The sequence below is a fragment of the Methylobacterium sp. Leaf456 genome (assembly GCF_001425465.1).
Lineage (GTDB): Bacteria > Pseudomonadota > Alphaproteobacteria > Rhizobiales > Beijerinckiaceae > Methylobacterium.
Window position 1 is genome coordinate 64,500 of sequence record NZ_LMQV01000003.1, and the last position, 20,270, is coordinate 84,769.

Here is a 20,270-nt window from a genome sequence, read left to right on the forward strand (position 1 = left end):
CGCGACGAGGGAGGAATCGTGATGAGGATGCGCGCGGCGTTGTGTCTGGCCCCGTTGCTGTGGCCCGCGGCGGCCGCGGCGCAGGACAAGCCCCAGGACCTGCCGCAGGGCAGGCCCCTGGTGATCCCCCAGGCCGAGGGCGAGAAGCACGGCAAGATCTTTGGACGCGCGCTCGCCTGCGGCGTCCCCCGCGAGCGGGTCGATGCCGCCATCGCCGCCGGCCGGACCCGGATGCAGGCGGCGGTCGGCCGCGCGCTCACCGACGAGCGCTACCTGCTCTCCCTCGACGACGCCATGCGCCTGGAAACCAGCCTGCCGGCCCCCTCGCCCGCTTCGTGCGAGAAGGGCCTCGCGGCCTTCGAGCGCTTGGAGAAGACGGCGCCGTAAGGCTCTCGGTCAGCTCTCTTTTTCATCCCACCCTCACCCTCATCCTGAGGTGCCGCGAAGCGGCCTCGAAGGAGGGCTCCAGGGACCACCGAGCGAACTGGAGCCCTCCTTCGAGGGCGACGCTTCGCGCCGCCGCCTCAGGATGAGGGGGATTGGGTTGAACGAGGGGCTTCGCTCAGGCGAAGCGGCCGCCCTTCTGGATCACCTCGATCTTGTAGCCGTCCGGGTCGGTGGCGAAGAAGAAGGTCGCGAGTGGGGTGTCGCCGTGCTTGAGGGTCTTGAGGTCGGTGGCCGGAAAACCCTCCCGCGTGAACCGGGCGTGCTCGGCCTCGACATCGTCCACCACGAAGGCGATGTGGCCGTAGCCGTCGCCGAGGTCGTAGGGCTCGGAGCGGTCCTTGTTGACCGTCAGCTCCAACTCGAACGGCGAGGCGGGGTCGCGTAGGTAGAGCAGGGTGAAGTCCGGGAAGTCGAACCGGTCGGCGGGCTCCAGGCCGAAGGCGCGGGAATAATAGTCGCGCGAGCGCGCCTCGTCGCGGACGCGGATCATGCTGTGGACGGGCTTGGCCATCGGGGCTCTCTGTTGGACGTCGATGGGCGGCCAGATGGCGCAGCCGGGGCCCGCGAAAAGGGGATTAACCGTTCATCAACCTTAAGCGGCGCTTGCTTCCCCCCATGTCATGGAGCGCCCGACAGGCCGACGCCGACCTCCTCCTCCCCGGCGACGCGGCGCTCCGCGCCGCCGCCGAGGGATGGCGCCGGGCGCTGGCGCAGGAGCGGCGCATGGCCGCCAACACGGTCGAGGCCTACGAGCGCGATCTGCGCCAGTTCCTGACCCATCTCGACGCCCGCTCCGGCCCGCCGACGATTCACAAGCTCATCGCCCTCAAGCCCCGCGACCTGCGCGCCTTCATGGCGGCGCGGCGTTCTGAGGACATCTCCGGACGCTCGCTGATGCGGATGCTCGCGGGCTTGCGTTCCTTCGCCCGCCATCTCGAACGCGAGGGCCACGGCAGCGTCGCGGCGCTCGGCGCGGTGCGCCAGCCCAAGGTCGAGCGGCGCCTGCCGCGCCCCCTGCCCGTCTCCGCCGCGGTGGCGATGACCCGGCCGGAGACCCGCGCCGACGACGCGCGCGAGCCCTGGGTGCTCGCCCGCGACGCGGCGGTGATCGCGCTGCTCTACGGCTCGGGGCTTCGCATCTCCGAGGCGCTGGGGCTCACGGCCCGCGACGCCCCGGTGCCGGGCATCGATGCGGTGCGGGTGACCGGCAAGGGCGGCAAGGTCCGCGACGTGCCGGTGCTGCCCGCGGTGGCTTCGGCGGTGGCCGACTACCTCGCCCTCTGCCCGCACCCGCTCGATCCGCAAGGGCCGCTCTTCGTCGGGGTGAAGGGCGGGCCGCTCTCGCCGCGGATCGTGCAATACGCGGTGGCGTCGCTCCGCGGTGCGCTGGGGCTCCCCGACAGCGCGACGCCGCACGCCCTGCGACATTCCTTCGCGACCCATCTCCTGGCCCGCCAGGGCGAGCTGCGGGCGATCCAGGAACTCCTGGGTCACGCCTCGCTCTCGACGACGCAGCTCTACACCAAGGTCGACGCCGCCCGGCTGATGAGCGCTTTCGACGCCGCCCATCCGCGGGCTGGCAAGCAAGAGCATCGGCCCGAAAGGTGGCTGCCGGCTTTCGGAAAAAAGCCGATGCGGCACAAGGAGCTCGATCATCCGCCTGGATCCGAGATCCAGGCGGATGATCGAGCCGGCGCAACAAACCCGTGAGGTTGTCGCCGTCACGGCTTCGATTCACCATGGTCTCGCCGCGATTGCGTGGCGGACTGTGCCCCAGCCGGCGGTCGAGGCCGCCCGAGTCGCTCGAAGGAAACAACCGATGCGCGTCAGCGGAATCTGCGTGGCGATCCTGCCGGTCCTCGCCGTCCTCGCCGTCACCGCCCTGGTGAAGACCGTGCTCCTGCCCGTCACCGCGCTGAAGGGCGCGCTGGCACGGACCCGCACCGCGCGGGCCTGAGCCTGATTTTCCGTCGCGCCCGGGTTTCTCGGCGCGGCTGTTCGTCCAGGGCTTGCGGTTTTGATCGCCGCCATCGCCGCTGGTTCCCCCCTCTCCCCGCACGCGGGGCGAGGCCTGTAGGGACCTTGTCGTCCCTACAGGAAGCGCAGGCGAAAGCCGGAGCGGCGGTGAGGGGGCGCTGCCGTCAGAGGAGGCTCGTCCTGAGCCGCCCCCTCACCCCCGGCTGCCGCCTCGCTTCGGCGACGACAGGGTCGCCGAAGCCCTCTCCCCGCAAGCGGGGCGAGGGGATGCAGCGGCGGAAGCCGTGATCAGGCGGAAGCCGTGCCGGACTTCGCCCCCCGTCCTCCAAAAACACTCACCGCGAACGCCACCGCCAAGTTCAACGCCAGCGCCACCACGCCCGCGTTCAAATCCTGGATCGGCCCCGGCAGTCCCGGAAACAGCTTCGCCAGGGTATAGCCGCCCACCACCGTCACCGAGACCGCGGCGACGCCCGCCAGAATCCCGGCCATGGCGCCGGCCTTGGTCAACGGATTGTCGCGCCACAGGCTGAAGAAGAAGGCCGGGAAGAGCTGCGTCACCACGGCGTAGCCGATCAGCAGCAGCTGCACGATGGTCTCGCCGCCGTAGAGGGTGAAGCCGACGCAGGCCAGCGCGAGCACGGGCGCCATGATCTTGGCGAGCCGCCCCGTCGAGGCGTCGGTCGCGTTCGGTGCCAGCGGGCGGTAGAGATTCTGTGCGATGAGGGTGGCGCCCGCGATCAGGATCATCGAGCCCGGCACCAGCGCGGTCAGCACGCCGGTGGCGCCGACGACGCCGACGAACCACGGCGGAAAAGTCTCCAGCGCGATCTTGAACAGGGAGAGATCGACGTCGGGCCCGGTCAGCCCCGGCACCTGCAGCACCGCCGCGAATCCGGCGAAGAACACGAACAGCAGCATGAGCTGGTAGAGCGGCAGGAACACCGCGTTGCGCCGGAAGGTGCGGGCGTCGCTGGCGGTGTAGATCGAGGCGAAGATGTGCGGGAACATCCAGCCGCCGAGCGCCGTGAGGATCGTGGTCGAGGCGAACCATGTCGCGCTCTGGCCCCGATCGGGCAGCGCCAGGAAGCCGGGTTTCGCCTGATCGATCGCCGTGAACATCGGCCCGATGCCGCCGTAATAGTGGTAGGGCAGATAGAGGCCCAAAAACACCACCACGGCGAGGATGAGGATGTCCTTGACCACCGCGGTCCAGGCCGAGCCGCGAATCCCCGACACCATCACGTAGACGCTGACGCCCGCCGCCCCGATCCAGATCGCGAGCGTGGGCGGGATCACGCCGTAGGAGGCGGTCGAGACGATGATGCCGAGCCCTTTGAGCTGGAGCACCATGTACGGCACCAGCGCCACGAGCCCGACGAGGGCCACGAGGATGCCGAGCGGCCGGCTCTCGTAGCGGGCAGCGAAATAGTCGGGCTGCGAAAACAGGTTGTGCTGTTTGGCGAATTTCCACGCGGGCGGCAGCAGCCAGTAGGAGATCACGTAGATCAGCGTGAGGTAGCAGAGGATGTAGTAGGTCGGCCCGCCCTTGCCGTAGGCCCAGCCCGAGCCGCCGAGGAAGGTGAAGGTGGTGTAGATCTCGCCCGCCATCAGCAGGAAGACCAGCACGGTGCCGAAGCCGCGCTTGCCGACGCTCCACTGCTCCATGTCCATGTCGTGGCCGGCCCGCGCCCACAGGCCGAGGCCCAGCGCCCCCACGAAGGCCAGCGCGATGATCGGAAGCGCCGCGTTCATGGCTCTTCTCCCGCGTCGCGGTTGGCCGGATCGGTGAGGTAGATCACCGCCATCACGGCCGCGGTCGCCACGGTGCAGCCGACGAGCCACGCCAGCAGCAGCGGCATGCCGAAGACCAGCGGCTCGACCCGGTTGAGGAGGTAGGGGCCGAGCAGCATGCCGGCGGGCGGCAGCACGGCGAGCCAGCGCAGATGCTTCACGCGCCCGCCCTCCCCGGCCGAGTCAGCGCGCGTTCCATGGCTCGTTGCGTCATGCGGTCCCCAACCCTTCGCTGCCGCGAAGATGAGGCAGAAACCGCGCCAGGGCGAGGGGAAGGATTTTGTTTCCTCAGGCCGCTTCCCGGCGCCCCTCCAGCAGCCCCGGCAGCGCCCGCAGGTTCAACGGTTTCGCCAAAAAGCCGTCGAAGCCCGCCGCGTGGGCTGCGTCCATGTCCTCGCGGCCGGTGTTGGCGGTGAGCGCGACGAGGTGGAGCGGGCTCGCGTGCGTCTCGGCCTCGCGGGCGCGCAGGCGCCGGGCGGTCTCCAGGCCGTCGAGGCCGGGCATGCGGATGTCGATGAGCGCGAGATCGAACGGGCCCTGCGCCTCGGCGATGGCGAGCGCCTCCAGCCCGTCACGGGCGAGCGTCACCTGGGCGCCGAGCCGCTCCAGGGCCTTGGTGGCGAGCAGCGCGTTGATCGGGTTGTCCTCGGCGAGCAGCACCCGGCGGCCGGACGCAGCCTTGGGCGCCACGGCGCGGGCGGGCGGCTTGATCTCGGCGGCCGGGGGCGCCTCCGGCGGGGCGGCGTTCGGCTCCAGCAGGCGGTCGAACAGGGAGCGGGCGCGCACCGGCTTGATCAGGTAGCTGTCGAAGCCCGAAGCGTTGACCGCGCCGAACTCGCGCCGGTCGAACGGCGAGAGCAGGATCAGGCAACAGCGCACGCCGCAGCGCCCGGCCTCCGCGGCGAGCGTGCGGACGGGGGCGTCGCCGAGCCCGCGGTCGGCGATCACGGCATCGAAAGCGGCGCTCGCCAGGGCGTCGAGCCCGGCCTCGATGGTGCCGACGACCACGGCCGCCGCGCCGGAGCGGGTCAGGCGGCGGGCGAGATAGGGCGCCTGGAACGGGGAATCGGCCACGATCAGCACCCGGCGGGCTCTGAGCGCCGGCGGGGCGACCGGCAGGCGCGCGTCTTCAAGGGCTTCTTCGGGCGCCGGCAGCGGCAGCACCACCCGGAAGGTCGAGCCGCGCCCGAGCGTCGAGCGCGCCTCGATCGTCCCGCCCATCCGCTCGACCAGGCGGCGGGTGATGGCGAGCCCGAGCCCGGTGCCCTCGTGCCGGCGGCTCGCGCTGCCGTCGCCCTGCTCGAATTCCTCGAACAGGATCGGGATGCGGTCTTCCGGCATGCCGGGGCCGGTATCCTCGATGGTGAGCGCGATCCCCTCCCCTTCGCGGGTCAGGCTCACGCCGACGCCACCGTGTTGCGTGAACTTCACGGCGTTGCCCGCGAGGTTGAGCAGGATCTGGCGCACCCGGTCGGCGTCGCCGACGCGCAACGCCACGAGGTCGTCGGCGATGTCGAGCGCGATCTCCAGGCCCTTGTCCTGCGCGCGCGGCGCCAGCAGCTCCACCACGCCCTCGACCAGAAGGGCGGCGTCGAACGGCTCGGCGGCGAGATCCAGGCGCCCGGCCTCGATCCGCGAGAAGTCGAGGATGCCGTCGACCAGCGTCAGCAGCGCCTTGCCGCTGGTGCGCAGCGCCTCGACATAGGTGCGCTGCTCCGGGTCGAGGCGGGTGTCGAGCAACAGGTCGGCCATGCCGAGGATGCCGTTCAACGGCGTGCGGAACTCGTGACTGACGGTGGCGAGGAAGCGGGACTTGGCGACGTTGGCGGCCTCCGCACGGCTCTTGGCCTCGTCCAGCGAGCGCACCGCCTCGACATGATCGGTGACGTCGCTGCCGGCCCGCAGCCAGTTCGGACCGCCCTCCAGGCCGGCGGCGGGCAGTTCGACGAAGGAGAACCAGCGCGGGGTGCCGTCGACCGGCACCAGCCGCTCCTCCACTTGGCGCACGCCGTCGGGGCGCACCTGCACGGGGCCGCGCTCCAGCACCTGGGGCGTCAGCGTCGAGCCGATCAGGTCGAGCGGCTTGGCGCCCAGCAGCGCGGCGAAGCCTTCGCTGGCGAAGGTGATCCGCCCCTGTCCGTCGCGCTGGACCACGGCCTGCGTGGTCGCCTCGACCAGCACCCGGTAGCGCTCCTCGCTCTCGGCGACCTGCCAGAGCCGATCCTGCAGCGATTCCGACGGCAGGTCCGCCGCGGCGTGCCGCCGCAGCCCCACGACCACCAGGGCCGCGAGCCCGGCGACGACGCTCACTCCTAAGATGGTCAGCGCGAGGGTCATTGCGCGGCACGCCACTCCCGGCTGCCGGGGGTGGCAGCGTTCGGAGGCGACCGTGACAGGGGCGCGTGAAGCCGTGCTTGAGAAAGGCGGTTAGGGAAGCGTATGCGAAATCACGCGAATTGTCGGCAAACCCGCTGCCCGCCTCCCTCTTCCGCCTCGTCTCCGCACCCGAGAATGCTTCACCTCCGCAAGCGGATGGTGTAGGCGCGCCCCCTGGCCGGGACATCGCGGAGCCGCACGGGCCCCGCCTGTCGGAAGAAAACCCGGCTCAAAGCCGCCGGGAGTGCCACGGATGACCGCCCGCATCGACGCCGCCTTCGCCCGCTGCCGCGCGGAGAAGCGGGCCGCCCTCGTCACCTACGTGATGGCGGGCGATCCCGATCCCGAGACCTCGCTGAAGGTTCTCGAGGCGCTTCCCCGCTCCGGCGCCGACATCGTCGAGTTCGGCCTGCCCTTCACCGATCCGATGGCGGACGGTCCGGCGATCCAGGCCGCGGGCCTGCGCGCGCTCAAGGCGGGGCAGGACCTCAAGGGCACGCTGGCGCTGGTGCGCCGCTTCCGCGAGCGCGACGCCGACACCCCCGTGGTGCTGATGGGCTACTACAACCCGATCCACACCTACGGCGTCGATCGCTTCCTGCCCGACGCTCACGAGGCCGGCATCGACGGCCTCATCGTCGTCGATCTGCCGCCCGAGGAGGACGACGAGCTGTGCCTGCCCGCGCGCGAGCACGGGCTGGCCTTCATCCGGCTCGCCACCCCGACCACCGACGACAAGCGCCTGCCCGCGGTGCTCGCGAACACGGCGGGCTTCGTCTACTACGTGTCGATCACCGGCGTGACCGGGACGGCGACGCCCGATTTCGGCAAGGTGGCGCAGGCGGTCACGCGCATCACCGCCAAGACCGACCTGCCCGTCGTGGTCGGCTTCGGCGTCCGCACCGGCGCGCATGCAGCTTCGGTGGCCGAGGGCGCCGACGGCGTGGTGGTGGGCTCGGCGCTGGTCGATGCCCTCGCCCGCAGCCTCGACGGCGAGGGACGCGCGAGCGAGGGCACGGTCGAGGCCGTCGCCGGGCTGGTGCGCGAACTGGCAGGCGGCGTGCGCGGCGTGACGAAGGCCTGAAAGCCCGCCGCCTCAGCCATCGTCCCCTTGGCAGCGGGGCGGGGGCGGCCCGATATCAGCGTGTCACGGTTCGAGGAGCGAGAGACCCCATGGTCGAGGCGATGAACTGGATCTCGGAGGTCGTGCGCCCCAAGATCAAGACGCTGTTCAAGCGCGAGACGCCGGAGAACCTCTGGATCAAGTGCCCGGATACCGGGCAGATGGTGTTTCACAAGGAGGTCGAGCAGAACCACTGGGTCATCCCCGGTTCGGAGCACCATCTCAAGATGGGCGCCCAGGCGCGCCTCAAGATGATGTTCGACGAGGGCACGTGGATCGACGTGCCGCTGCCCGAGGTCGCCGCCGACCCGCTCAAGTTCCGCGACGAGAAGCGCTACGTCGATCGCCTCAAGGAGGCCCGCGCCAAGACCGGCATGGCCGACGCCTTCAAGATCGGCTTCGGCCGCGTCGCGGGCCTGCCGATGACGCTCGCGGTGCAGGAATTCGGCTTCATGGCCGGCTCGCTCGGCATGGCCGGCGGCGAGGCCTTCATCCGCGGCGCCGAGACGGCCCTGGAGAAGCGCACCCCCTACGTGCTGTTCGCGGCCTCCGGCGGCGCCCGGATGCAGGAGGGCATCCTCTCGCTCATGCAGATGCCGCGCACCACGGTGGCGGTGCGCCGGCTCAACGCGGCCAAGCTCCCCTACGTCGTCGTGCTGACGAACCCGACGACGGGCGGCGTCACCGCCTCCTACGCCATGCTCGGCGACGTGCACTTCGCCGAACCCGGCGCGCTGATCTGCTTCGCCGGCCCCCGCGTGATCGAACAGACGATTCGCGAAAAACTGCCCGACGGCTTCCAGCGGGCGGAGTACCTGCGCGAGCACGGCATGGTCGATCAGGTGGTACACCGCCATCAGCTGAAGGACACCATCGGTCGGCTCTGCGGCCTGCTGATGGACGTGCGCCGCGACGCCCCCGTCCCGACCGTCCTGCCCGACGCGGCCTGACCACTTTTTGTGTGACTGACGAAGGTTCGAGCGCGAGATGGACTCCTCCGACGCGCTGATGGCGCGCTTCCTCGCCCTGCATCCGCGCACGATCGACCTGTCGCTCGGGCGGATCGAACGGCTGCTCGCCGCCCTCAACCATCCCGAGCGGCGCCTGCCGCCGGTGATCCACGTCGCCGGCACCAACGGCAAGGGCTCGACCATCGCCTTCATGCGGGCGATCCTGGAGGCGGGGGGCTTGGCCGCCCACGTCTACACCTCGCCCCATCTCGTGCGCTTCCACGAGCGCATCCGCTTAGGGGGCATCGGCGGCGGCCAGTTCGTGGCCGAGGATCGCCTCGCCGACGCCTTCGCCCGCTGCGAGGCCGCCAACCGCGGCGAGCCGATCACGGTGTTCGAGATCACCACCGCGGCCGCCCTGCTGCTGTATTCCGAGGCCCCCGCCGACGTGCTGCTGCTCGAAGTGGGCCTCGGCGGTCGGGTCGATGCCACCAACGTCATCGACCGGCCCGCCTGCGCCGTCGTCACGCCGATCGGGCGCGATCATGCCGAGTATCTCGGCGACACCGTCGAGGCGGTGGCGACCGAGAAGGCCGGCATCTTCAAGCGCGGCTGCCCGGCGGTGATCGCGCCGCAGGACTACGCCCAGGCTGATTCCGTGCTCTGCCGCGCCGCCGAGCGGGTCGGCGCGACCCCCGTCCGCGTCGGCGGCCAGGACTTCTCCGTCCACGAGGAGAGCGGCCGGCTCGTCTATCAGGACGAGACAGAGCTGTTCGACCTACCCCGCCCTCGGCTCGCCGGGCGCCACCAGCTCACCAATGCCGGCACCGCCATCACGGCGTTGCGCGCGGCGGGCTTCGGCGACATCGGCACGGCCGCCCTTGAGGCGGGCCTGCGCAACGTCGACTGGCCGGGCCGGCTCCAGCGGCTCCGGCACGGGGCGCTGGCCGAGCGCATGCCGCGGGACGCCGAGCTGTGGCTCGACGGCGGCCACAACGCCGACGGCGGACGGATTCTGGCCGCCGCCATGGCCGATCTCGGCGAGCGCAGCGACGTGCCGCTCGTGCTGATCGTCGGGCTGCTGGGCACCAAGGACGCCGAGGGCTTCCTGAAGAACTTCGTCGGGCTCGCCCGCTCCCTCGTGGCGGTGCCGATCTCCGGCCAGATGGCGGCCCGCCCCGCCGAGGAGGTCGCCGGGATCGCCCGCTCGGTCGGGTTGCAGGCGAGCACCGCCCACAGCGTCGAGGCCGCCGTGGCGGGCCTTGCCGATACAGTCTTCGAGCGCGCGCCCCGCGTGCTGATCTGCGGTTCGCTCTACCTCGCGGGCGCCGTACTGGAAGCCAACGGGACGATCCCCGCCTGATGCCCCGCCGCGCCGCCGATCCGCTCCTTTTGAGCGGTAGAGCGGCATGTCCGGCGGCGCATCGCCGTCGGCAAAGCCCCTCGGCGCCCGAAATCCCCGCTTCGGGCCTCCGGACGACTTGAAACGCCAGCAAGGGGTGTGGCCTTCCCGCTACATCGCGACCGGGGGAAATGGTCTAGCTTCATGGCGATCGGGCAACTTGCTGGGGATCAAAAAATGAAAAAGCTTCTGACATCGCTCGCCGCCTTCACGGCGCTCACCACCGTCGCTTCCGCTGCCGACCTGCCGCGTCGCGCCGCTCCGCCGATCTTCACCCCGGTTCCGGTGTTCACCTGGACGGGCTTCTACGCCGGTTTCAACGCCGGTTACGGCTTCGGTCTGCAGGATTCCATTGCTGCCACGCAGGTCAACACGATCGACCAGCGCGTCATCAACGGCCCGCCCGGCACCGTCGGCGCCTTCCTGTTCAATAACGCCGGCCGCAACGACGGCTTCGTCGGCGGTGGTCAGATCGGCTACAACTACCAGTTCACCCCGGGTTCCGGCATCGTCGTCGGTATCGAGGCGGACGCTCAGTACGCCGATCTCGGCGGTCGCAACGGCCGTGACGGCACCTGCGGCAGCCGCGGCATCTCCTGCGCCTTCACCCCGGGCGGCGTGCTGCAGCCGGGCGTGACGCTGATCAACCCGACCGGTCTCGCCGGCCTCGACTTCTTCGGCACCGTCCGCGGCCGTATCGGTTACGCCTTCGACCGCGTCCTGTTCTACGGCACCGGCGGCTTCGCCTACGGCAGCTTCGGTGGCGGCCGCGCTGTCGACACCGACGACTTCAAGACCGGCTACGCCGTCGGTGGTGGTGTCGAGTACGCGCTCCCGACCGACTCGTTCCTGAACTTCTTCCGCTCCTCGGCGGTGACGCTCAAGATCGAAGGTCTGTACGTGAACTTCGACGGCAACCAGAGCCGTGGTGGCTTTGCCAATGCCAACGGCACCATCATCACCGCCATCCCGCTGACCGCCGCCGTCGCGGGCAGCAACGCGACCTCGATCCAGGTCAACAACTTCGCCCGCCGCGACAACGACTTCGCCGTCATCCGCGCCGGCCTGAACTACAAGTTCGGCAGCTACTAAGCCGAACCCATAAGGGTCTCGAAACCGAGGGAGCCCGGCCGCAAGGCCGGGCTCCCTTGTTTTGTGCACCGCGCTGGTGCCCGACTGGCACGAAAAAAAGCCCGGCCTCGCGGCCGGGCTTTCCTATGAAAGCTGTTCGAGCGAGATCAGGCGCTGGCCTGGATCCAGCGCGAGAGGTCGCCCTTGGGAGCGGCGCCGACCTTCTGGCTGGCGAGCTGACCATTCTTGAAGATCATCAACGTCGGGATCGAGCGGATGCCGTAGGTCGAGGCGATCCCGGGGTTCTCATCGACGTTGACCTTGACGATCTTCACCTTGCCCTGGAGGTCCGCGGAGATCTCTTCCAGCGCCGGGCCGATCTGACGGCACGGGCCGCACCACTCCGCCCAGAAATCCACCACGACCGGCTCGGCGGACTTCAGCACGTCCTGCTCGAAGCTCGCGTCGGTCACTTTCACCGTCGCCATCGTACACGTCCTTTCGACTCGTATCGTTCGGGGCACCGGGGAGCGGGGTCGGCGCCTCCTGGGCTCGATCGGGAACTTGGCGACGCCCCCGGCAGCGGTCAAGGCGCCCGGCCCCGCCCGCGAAGCCGGCACGGGTCTGAGGCGCGGGGCGAGCATGGGTGTGCACAGCTGTCCACAAGCGCCCCGTCATTGCGCCGCTTGGCCGCCCCTGGGCCGTTTCCCCTCGCCATCTCGGCCTCGCGCCCCATGTGCGAGTCGGACTCCCACCTGCGAGTCGGACTTCGGTCAGCCAGACTTCGGGACAGGCGGACAAGGAATCGAGACGTGATGCGCACCCTTCCCTTCCTGCTCGCCACCGTCGCGGCCCTCGGCCTCGACGCGTCGGCTTTCGTTCGGTCATCGGCCGCACAAGAGGCGACTCAGGAGGCGCGCCCCTCTCGCGTTGAGGGCGAGGCGTTCCAGGCGCCGGCTGCGCCCGGCGCCGGCACGACCACCGCGGAGCAGGGCCCGCCCAACACCGAGTACAAGCCGCTCCTGCCCAACCAGACCCGCGCCCCCGAGCCGACGCAGAAGGCGCAGATCGAGACCGCCGTCTTCGCCAAGGGCCTCGACAGCCCATGGGCGATGGAGTTCCTGCCGGACGGGCGCGTGATCGTGACCGAGAAGGCCGGCAAGATCCGCATCGTCGCCAAGGACGGCACGCCGGGCCAGCCGGTGGCGAACGTGCCGAAGGTCGATGCCAAGGGGCAGGGCGGCCTGCTCGACATCGCGCTGAGCCCAGGCTTCGCCTCCGACCGCACGGTCTACTTCAGCTACAGTGAGCCGCGCGACAAGGGCAACGGCACCACGGTGGCGAAGGCCAAGCTCGTCGAGAGCGACGGCAAGGCCCGGCTCGACGACGTCAAGGTGATCTTCCGCCAGACGCCGACCTATGACGGCGACAAGCATTTCGGCTCGCGCCTCGTCTTCGCGGGCGATGGCAAGCTGTTCGTCACGGTCGGCGAGCGTTCCGACAAGCAGACCCGCGGCCAGGCGCAGGACCTGTCGAGCGGACTCGGCAAGGTCTTCCGCATCGACACCGACGGCAATGCGCCGAAGGACAACCCTTTCGTCGGCGGCGACAAGGCCAAGCCCGAGATCTGGTCCTACGGCCACCGCAACGTCCAGGCCGCCGCGCTCGACGGCCAGGGCCGGCTTTGGACCGTGGAACACGGCCCCCGCGGCGGCGACGAGTTGAACCGCCCACGCCCCGGCCTCAATTACGGCTGGCCGGTGGTGACCTACGGCATCGAGTATTCGGGCGAGAAGATCGGCGACGGCGCCACCCAGGCCGGCGGCACGGTGCAGCCGGTCTATTACTGGGATCCGGTCATCGGCCCCTCGGGCATGGCCTTTTACGACAAGGACCTGTTTCCGGACTGGAAGGGCGAGTTCCTGATCGGCGGCCTCGTCAGCACCGGTCTCGTGGCGCTCAAGGTCGATGGCGACAAGGTCGTCACCGAGGAGCGCATTCCCCTCGACCACCGCGTCCGCGACGTGAAGGTCGGCCCCGACGGCGCCGTCTATGCGCTCACCGAGGACGACGGCCAGATCCTGAAGCTCACGCCGAAGAAGAGCAGCTGAGGGCGCTCGTGCGTCCCACCCAAATTCCCTCATCCTGAGGTGCCCCTTGCCTCGGCAAGGGGCCTCGAAGGAGGGCTCCAGCGTATCGTGCGATCCCTGGAGCCCTCCTTCGAAGCCGCTTCGCGGCACCTCAGGATGAGGGGATGGGTGGGATCAGCTTAAAGTTGCCATCTCCCCCTCATCCAGCCGCCGCACCACCGGCCCCGAGGTCCACACCAGCAGCGCGGTGACGCGCTTGCCGAGCCAGACCGAGGCGGCCAGACGCGCGTAGAGCGCGACCTGGGCGGCCTCGCGCTCGGGGATCGGGGCGTCGTCCTCCGGCGGGCGGCCGGTCTTGAAGTCGCAGAGCGTCACGCTGTCCTCGCCGACCACAAGGCGGTCGATGCGGCCGGTCACGTCGCGCTCGATCCCGTCCACCGTCAGGCGGCCCGACAGCGCGACCTCGGCGCGGGCTTCGCACGAGAACAACGGCGCCAGCTCCGGCATCGCGATCAGCCGCAGCACCGCGCGCACGAGTTCGTTGCGCTTGGCCCCGTCCAGGGTCGGAGCACGGGCGCCGGCGAAACGGGCGGCGGCTTCTTCTCGGCGGGCCGGGTCGATCCGGGGCAGGTGCTCCAACAGGGAGTGGATCAGCGCGCCGCGGCGGCGGGCCTCTGCGTCGCCCTGGCGGCGGCGCGGCGCGCGGTGGCCGTCCGCTGCACCCAGTGCACCCGACGGGCTCAACGGCGGCGCCGCCTCGGCCTCGGGGGCGGCCGGGGCGAACAGCCAATCCGGCACCGTCTCGGGTTCGGGGAGCGCCGTGTGCGCGGCGTGGCCGGGCGCGGCGGCCCCGCCCTCGCGCCAGAGGGTGACGGGCCCGTGCGCAGTCTCGATCCCCTCGCCGGGGCCGAGGTGCCGCTCCAGGCCGATGCGCACCATCTCGCACCACGAGGCCGGCGTCTCGCGGGTCGCGCCGCGATAGGGGGCAATGACGAGATGGTCGGCCGCGCGCGTCATCGCGACGTAGAGCAGGCGGTTGTGCTCCTCCCGCGCGCGGGCCTGAAGGGCCTGGCGGGCAACCGACGTCGCCGCGCAATCCTGCGTGCGCCCCCCGGTCCAGACCGGCGGGAGCGGGCCCTCAGGGGGGGCGTCGAGCGCCAGCAGCGGCGGGTCGTTGCGTCCGAGCGGCTCGCAGCCGTCGATGACGACGACGACCGGGGCCTCAAGGCCCTTGGCGCCGTGGACCGTCATCACCCGCACCTCGTCGCGGCCGGATTCGAGGTCGCGCTTGACCGAGAGGCCGGTGCGACCGCGGCCGGGGCGGGTCACGTAGTCGGCGAGGAAGGCATCGAGGCAGGGGGCGGCATCGGCCCCGGCCTCGGCATCCGCGGCTTGCGCCAGGAACACGTCGATCGCGTCGCCGGCCTCGCCGCCGAGCCGCGCAACGAGTTTGCTTCGCCCGCCATGGGCCCCGAGGAGTGCCGCATAGAAGCCGAACGGGCCGTTCTCGGCCGCGAGCCGAATCCACAGCGCCAACGCCGTGCGCCCGCGGATCGCGGCTTCGTCGCCCGCGTCCGCGTGGCGGGTGAGCGCGTCTTCCAGGGTCTCCGCGAGGGGGCGGCGGGCAGCGATCCGGGTGAGGTCGTCGTCGTCGAGGCCGACGAGCGGGGTCTTGAGGGCGGTGGCGAGCGTCAGGTCGTCGGCGGGCAGCAGCCCGGCGCGGCCGACCGCGACGAGATCGAGCACGGCGATGTGGCCCGCGACCTCCAGCCGGTCCTGGCCGGCCACCGGCACGCCGAGGCCCTTGAGCGCCCGGATCACCTCCTCGAAGGCCGCCGAGCGCTTGCGTACGAGGATCAGCATGTCGCCCGGCCGCCAGACCCGGCCGCAGGCATCCCCCGTGGTGGTCCAGGCCCGGACCGCGCGGGCGATGCGGCGCGCCACCGTGATCGCGGGGGCGTTGGCCTCCGGCGCATCGACCGGGGCGGCCCAGGCGTCGGGTTCTTCCGTTTCCGCCGGCTCCTCGATGCCCCATAGCTCGACCGCGCCGGGCACGTCGCCGCGGGCGGAGGCGTGGACGGTGCCGATCGCCCGATCCTCGAAGGACAGGCCGGCGAAGTGCTCCGGCACCTTGAACACGGCGTCCACCGCCTTGAGCACGGGGTTGGCGGTGCGGAACGACAGGGTCAGCCCGACATCGGCGAAGCCGATCGACGCCTCCGCCGCCGCCCGCTCCCAAGCGCGGCGCGTCAATTCGAACTCGCGCGGGTCGGCGCCCTGGAAGCTGTAGATCGACTGCTTGGGGTCGCCCACGGCAAAGCGCGTGCGCAGCAGGCCGCGGGCCCCCTCGCCCGCCGCGAACTCAGCGGTGAGCGTGCGCAGAATCTCCCATTGCTGCGGGTTGGTGTCCTGCGCCTCGTCGACCAGCACGTGATCGACGCCGCGGTCGAGCTTGTACAAGACCCAGGAGGCGCCGACGCGGGAGAGCAGATCGAGGGTCTTGTGGATCAGGTCGTCGAAGTCGAGCGCGCCCTGGCGCGTCTTCTGCGCCTCGATCCGGCGGTGGATTTCGGCGGCCAGCCGATAGAGGCCTTCGGTGCGGGCCAGCGCGCGGGCGGCGCGCAAGGAATCGAACAGCGGGATCAGCCGGGCCTGCTCGTCGATCAGCGCCTGTTTCACCTCCGGGGGCACCGCCTTCGTGCCGAGCGAGCGCTCCGCCTTCGGCTCGTCCTTGTCGGTGAAGAAGACCGAGCGGTAGGGGGCGAGCGCCTTGCCGGCGTCGAGCAGAGTGTGGGCCTCGGTCAGCGCGTCGGCGAGGCGCTCGTCGGTCGCCTTGCCGGTGCGCAGCATCTTTGCCAGCGCCGTCCAGTCGCCGAGGTCGCCATCCTCCAGAATCTCATTCTCGATGGTCTCGACGCTGGCACCGTCCTTGAGCGACAGCGCCCGCGGCAGCCGGGCGAGCGCGGGCGCCAGCGCCCGGTGGTCGGAAAAGAGGGCGCGAGTGCGCATGGCGGCGCGGATCGCGTCACGCAGCGTGTCGCCGGAGGCTTCTGCGCCGACCACGGCGAGCGCCCGCGACAGGCCCGCGTCGCCGCCGAGGATGGCGTCGGCCAGCACGTTGTCGGTCTCGATCTCGAACATGTCCCGGGCCTGGGTCTCGTCGAGGACGACGAAGCGGGCCGGCACGTTGGCCTCGAACGGGAACATGTGCAGCAGCCGCTCGCAGAGCGCGTGCAGCGTCTCGATCTTGAGGCCGCCCGGCGTCTCGACCGCGCGGGCGAACAGACGGCGGGCAAGGCGCAGGGTGGCGCGGGCCGGGCGCGCGCCGGTGAGTTCGGTGAGTTCCGTGGTGAGCGCGGCGTCGTCCAGCGTCACCCAGCGGCCGAGGCGCTGAAAGACGCGGATCGACATGTTGGCGGCGGCCGCCTTGGTGAAGGTGAGGCAGAGGATGCGGCCCGGGGGCGCCCCGTCGAGCAGGAGCCGCAGCACCCGGTCGGTCAGCACCTTGGTCTTGCCGGCCCCCGCATTGGCCGAGACCCAGGCCGAGAGGCGCGGGTCGGCAGCCTGCCGCTGGGCCGACTTCGTCCGTTCATCGACGATGAAGCCGCTCACGGCGCTTGCCTCCGGCTCATGATCCTGTCGGCTGATCCACTGGGTTGCAGCTTGCTCCTCCCCTCTCCCCGCGCGCGGGGAGAGGCCGGCCTGCACCTCGTCGTGCAGGCCGGAAGCGCAGGCGAAGCCGGAGCGGAGGTGAGGGGGCGCTTCAAGGCGAAGCTCAACCGGAACCGCCCCCTCACCTTCGCCTGCCGGCTCGCTTCGGCGACGACAGGGCCGCCGAAGCCCTCTCCCCGCGTGCGGGGAGAGGGGATGCGCGGACGACCGAAGCAGTCAGCCGGAAGCGGCATCAAGCGCCCTCCCCCTCGCCCGCCAGCGACCATTCGAGGACGCGGGCCAAATGATCGTAGTCGCTGTAGGCGCGCACATACTTTGGATATGGGCGCGAGACGTAGGGTGCCTCTCCGGTCATGTAACGAGCGAGAAGGCCGCGCAGGCGCGCGACATGCTCTTCGATAATTGCGCTAACCGCTTTTGCTTCACCCGTTGGTGGCTTGATCGGGATCGGCCGGAACGGTTCGCGTCCGCCAGAGGCATGGACGTAGAGGAGATCAGGAGGCGCGCCGGCCTTCAGTCCCTCGAAAGCGCCGTGCATCAGCATCGCGGCTTCCAGGGTCAGCTGTGGTGAGAAGCCGGCAAAAACTTCGCGGTTGCTCGGCGGATTTCCGGTCTTGAAGTCGATGATGCAGAAGCCTCCATCAGCCCGCCGCTCGATCCTGTCAGCCCGGCCTGTAAGGGTGAAGGTCTCCGAGCCGAGCGGGATGTCCCACTTGCCGGACATCTCGGGATGGATGCCGGCGAGGTCCGGGCGGCGCGTCAGCTCCCACTCCAGAAACTCGATCGCCATGCGCTCGTAGCGGGGGAACCACTCCGCATAGAGTTCGGGATACTCGCTCTCGATGCGGGCGAAGACGTTGACGGCGAGATCGGCCAGGCGCTGCTGGGCGAGGACGGGATCGTCGATCGGGCCGGGATAGGCCTGCGCGAACTGCGCCACGACATCGTGCACGAGGCTGCCGCGCTCGGAGGCGCCCGGCACCACGGCGACCGGTTCCAGCGCCTCCAGTCCGAGCACATGCTTGGCGAAGATCGAATAGGGATCGCGCACCAGCGTCTCGATCTCGGTGACGCTGAGGCGGCGCGGAAAGAGGGACGGGTCGGGCTTCGGTGCCGGGCGCGCGAGGCGGGGCGGGGCGGGCTCCCGGCCGCGGTCGAGCACGGCGGCGAGCCCCCGCAGGCGGCGTCCGCGGGCGAGCACGGCCTCCCACGGGCCCTCGCCGCCGAAGGCGCGCAGGCGCTGGAGGAAGCGCGAGGGTACGGTCGGCGAGCCCTCGCGCTTGGCCGCGCGGGTCAGCACCGCGTCGTGGGTGCCGAGCAACTGCACGAAGTCGTGCGCCGCCTGCCCGATCCGCCGCTCGGGCGGAGAGAGGCCGACCTGACCCCGCATCGGCCGGTTGAGGAAGGCGTCGGTGGTCTGGCGCACCGGCCAGACCGCCTCGTCGAGGCCGCCGAGCACGATCCGGTCGACGGTGAGCAGCCGCGCCTCCAGCGGCCCGAGCAGGCGCAGGCGCGGATGCGCGCCGTCGCGGGCGCAAGCCACGGTGCGGTCGCGGGCGAGCGCGGTGAAGACAGCGGCGTAATCGCCGAAGCGGCCGGGTAGTTCTTCGTCGGCCGCCGCTTCGAGGTCGTCGAACAGTTGGTCCAGCGTGTCGAGGGACGGGTCGTCGATCTCGTTTTCCGGGCCTTCGAGCATCCGATCGCAGGCCTCGCGATGGAGGGCGGCCAGCGCCACGAGGTTGCCGACAGCGGGCTGCTCATCGCCGCGGAACGGGCCGAGCGCTTTCTCGAGCCGCTCGAGAACCTTTGCCGCCAGCTCCCAGTCGATCGCCTTGAGCCGCTTCTTCGCCCGCGGCACCCGCGCTGTGGTGGTGCGCTGGATTTCGAGCGCGGTCCGCATGCCCGCAAAGCTGTTCTTCGGCACCGGGGCGGGGCCGCGCAGGCCCCCGATCTCGAGCGCCGCGCCCGCGCGCACCACCTCGCTGCGGGTGAGCCCGAGCCGCACGAAGGGATGGGCCAGCAGAGAGATCACGCGGGACGGGGCCGGCTCGGCGGCCAGTTCCGCCACCAGCCGGGCGAAGCGCCCGCCCTGCGAGCGGGCGAGCCCGAGGCCGGCCGAATCCTCCGCCACGATGCCCCAGCGGGCGAGTTCGGCCGAGACGCGCAGCGCCAGCCCGCGGTCGGGCGTCACCAGGGCGGCGGTGGCGCCGGGCGTCTCAAGCGTCTCGCGCAGCGCGAGCGCGGCGATCAGCGCCTCCTCGCGCTCGTCCGCGGCCTCGACCACCGCGAGGCCGGCGAACCCGTCGCGGGCGAGCGCCAGTCGCTCTGCGGCGTCGAGCCCGGCCCAGGCATCGGTGGTCTCGGCCGGGCGCAGGGCCTGCGACAGCAGTTTTTCTCGCGCCACCGCCTCGGGGGGCGGGTCGCCCAGGGGGGCGACGGCCTCGCGCCCGACGCTGAGCGCGCTGCGACCCATGAGCTGGCGCAGGATCGCCTGCGGATGGCCGTGGGCGGCGTCCTCGGGGTTGCCGCCGCCGTCGATGGCCTCCCAGCCTTCGGGATCGAGATGGAGGTCGAGGCCGGGTAGCACCACGGCACCGCGCGGCAGCCGGGCCACCGCGGCGATCAGCCGGGCGGTGGCCGGGACCGAGCCGGTCGAGCCCGCCACCACCACCGGATCGCCCGGCCGCTCGCGGGAGAGCCGGTCGGCCTCGGCCAGCACGAGGCGGCGGGCGCGCACCGCCGGGTCGGCCAGCGAGCGGGACGCGAGGATGCCGGGCCAGTTCTCGGCGGCGATGCGCAGGAAATCGAGGGTGAGGCTGAAATAGCGCGAATGCTCGGCCTCGACCGCGGCGCCGATCTCGTTCCAGGGCAGGCCCTCGACGGTGAGCGCGTCCATCAGTCCTTCGAGGTCGGCGGCGAGCGCCACCGCGTCGGCGGGCGAGGACGGCACGAGGAACGGCACCTCGTCGTCGATGGGTAGCAACTCGCGGTCCACGGTCTCGGCCCATTTCTGGACGAGGCGGGCGAGGATCAGCCGCCGCTCCAGGGCAGCGACCGCCGGATGCAGCAGCTCTTCGGGCGTCTCCAAGAGCGCGTTGGCCGAGAGGTCGAGTTCCGCCTCGTCGGCCTCGCCCAGCGGGATCATCCGCGGCAGCAGGGCCGCGCCGCCGAGGCGCTGCGCCAGCACGGTCGAGAGCGCCCGCACGGCGCGCTGCGTCGGCAGGTAGAGCGTGACGGAAGCCAGCGCGAACGGATCCTCGCCGAGCGCGCCGACGAGGCGGCCCGAGACGAGCGCGTCGGCGAGCGTCGGCAGGAACGGGGCGCCGGGAGGGATGGTGAGGACGCGGGGGGCGGACATGGCGGCCGTC

Annotated in this window: 15 protein-coding genes; 8 read left to right on the forward strand and 7 right to left on the reverse strand. The window is 71.2% G+C overall.

Going from position 1 to position 20,270, the window contains the following annotated elements; all coding sequences use genetic code 11:
• Positions 1 to 21 precede the first annotated feature (21 nt).
• Complete coding sequence (locus ASG52_RS04620; RefSeq protein WP_156383782.1) at positions 22 to 387, forward strand: hypothetical protein; 366 nt, start codon at positions 22 to 24, stop codon at positions 385 to 387.
• Positions 388 to 562: 175 nt separating this feature from the next.
• Here ASG52_RS04620 and ASG52_RS04625 read toward each other — a convergent pair whose 3' ends face one another.
• A complete protein-coding gene (locus tag ASG52_RS04625; RefSeq protein ID WP_056239731.1) occupies positions 563 to 958 on the reverse strand; it encodes a VOC family protein in 396 nt (131 codons plus the stop codon).
• A 104-nt stretch (positions 959 to 1,062) separates the two neighbouring features.
• Here ASG52_RS04625 and ASG52_RS04630 point away from each other — a divergent pair, with 104 nt between their 5' ends.
• Together ASG52_RS04630 and ASG52_RS27785 are read left to right on the forward strand one after the other, a co-directional pair.
• The gene (locus ASG52_RS04630) at positions 1,063 to 2,157 is read left to right on the forward strand and encodes a tyrosine recombinase XerC (protein ID WP_156383783.1); all 1,095 of its coding nucleotides are present in this window, start codon (positions 1,063 to 1,065) and stop codon (positions 2,155 to 2,157) included.
• A gap of 109 nt (positions 2,158 to 2,266) precedes the next feature.
• Positions 2,267 to 2,404, forward strand: coding sequence for a hypothetical protein (locus ASG52_RS27785; RefSeq protein WP_200945569.1), 138 nt, complete (start codon positions 2,267 to 2,269; stop codon positions 2,402 to 2,404).
• Positions 2,405 to 2,712: 308 nt separating this feature from the next.
• Here ASG52_RS27785 and ASG52_RS04635 read toward each other — a convergent pair whose 3' ends face one another.
• The 3 genes from ASG52_RS04635 to ASG52_RS04645 form a co-directional block, all read right to left on the reverse strand.
• Positions 2,713 to 4,179, reverse strand: a complete 1,467-nt coding sequence (locus ASG52_RS04635) for a sodium:solute symporter family protein (RefSeq protein ID WP_056239732.1) — start codon at positions 4,177 to 4,179, stop codon at positions 2,713 to 2,715.
• Complete coding sequence (locus ASG52_RS04640) at positions 4,176 to 4,379, reverse strand: DUF3311 domain-containing protein (protein ID WP_056239735.1); 204 nt, start codon at positions 4,377 to 4,379, stop codon at positions 4,176 to 4,178. The genes ASG52_RS04635 and ASG52_RS04640 overlap by 4 nt, the downstream gene beginning before the upstream one ends.
• A gap of 127 nt (positions 4,380 to 4,506) precedes the next feature.
• On the reverse strand, positions 4,507 to 6,555 hold the full coding sequence (locus ASG52_RS04645; RefSeq protein ID WP_056239738.1) for an ATP-binding protein: 2,049 nt from the start codon (positions 6,553 to 6,555) through the stop codon (positions 4,507 to 4,509).
• A gap of 292 nt (positions 6,556 to 6,847) precedes the next feature.
• On the opposite strand from ASG52_RS04645, the gene trpA reads away from it, so the two are divergent.
• The 4 genes from trpA to ASG52_RS04665 all read left to right on the forward strand — a co-directional run bounded on the left by trpA (position 6,848) and on the right by ASG52_RS04665 (position 11,161).
• Positions 6,848 to 7,678, forward strand: a complete 831-nt coding sequence (trpA, locus tag ASG52_RS04650; RefSeq protein WP_056239741.1) for a tryptophan synthase subunit alpha — start codon at positions 6,848 to 6,850, stop codon at positions 7,676 to 7,678.
• An 89-nt stretch (positions 7,679 to 7,767) separates the two neighbouring features.
• On the forward strand, positions 7,768 to 8,667 hold the full coding sequence (gene accD / locus ASG52_RS04655) for an acetyl-CoA carboxylase, carboxyltransferase subunit beta (protein WP_056239743.1): 900 nt from the start codon (positions 7,768 to 7,770) through the stop codon (positions 8,665 to 8,667).
• Positions 8,668 to 8,704: 37 nt separating this feature from the next.
• The gene (locus ASG52_RS04660; protein WP_056239746.1) at positions 8,705 to 10,030 is read left to right on the forward strand and encodes a bifunctional folylpolyglutamate synthase/dihydrofolate synthase; all 1,326 of its coding nucleotides are present in this window, start codon (positions 8,705 to 8,707) and stop codon (positions 10,028 to 10,030) included.
• 216 nt (positions 10,031 to 10,246) lie between these two features.
• The gene (locus ASG52_RS04665) at positions 10,247 to 11,161 is read left to right on the forward strand and encodes an outer membrane protein (RefSeq protein ID WP_056239749.1); all 915 of its coding nucleotides are present in this window, start codon (positions 10,247 to 10,249) and stop codon (positions 11,159 to 11,161) included.
• A gap of 146 nt (positions 11,162 to 11,307) precedes the next feature.
• On the opposite strand, the gene trxA is transcribed toward ASG52_RS04665, so the two are convergent.
• A complete protein-coding gene (trxA, locus tag ASG52_RS04670; protein WP_056239752.1) occupies positions 11,308 to 11,628 on the reverse strand; it encodes a thioredoxin in 321 nt (106 codons plus the stop codon).
• Between the two features lie 324 nt (positions 11,629 to 11,952).
• On the opposite strand from trxA, the gene ASG52_RS04675 reads away from it, so the two are divergent.
• Entirely contained in the window at positions 11,953 to 13,251 is a 1,299-nt protein-coding gene (locus tag ASG52_RS04675; protein WP_056239755.1) for a PQQ-dependent sugar dehydrogenase, read from the forward strand.
• 153 nt (positions 13,252 to 13,404) lie between these two features.
• On the opposite strand, the gene addA is transcribed toward ASG52_RS04675, so the two are convergent.
• Both addA and addB read right to left on the reverse strand, forming a co-directional pair.
• The gene (gene addA, locus ASG52_RS04680) at positions 13,405 to 16,842 is read right to left on the reverse strand and encodes a double-strand break repair helicase AddA (RefSeq protein WP_156383784.1); all 3,438 of its coding nucleotides are present in this window, start codon (positions 16,840 to 16,842) and stop codon (positions 13,405 to 13,407) included.
• A 292-nt stretch (positions 16,843 to 17,134) separates the two neighbouring features.
• Positions 17,135 to 20,260 (reverse strand): double-strand break repair protein AddB, encoded by a 3,126-nt coding sequence (gene addB, locus ASG52_RS04685; protein ID WP_056239757.1) that lies wholly within the window; start codon positions 20,258 to 20,260, stop codon positions 17,135 to 17,137.
• Positions 20,261 to 20,270 lie beyond the last annotated feature (10 nt).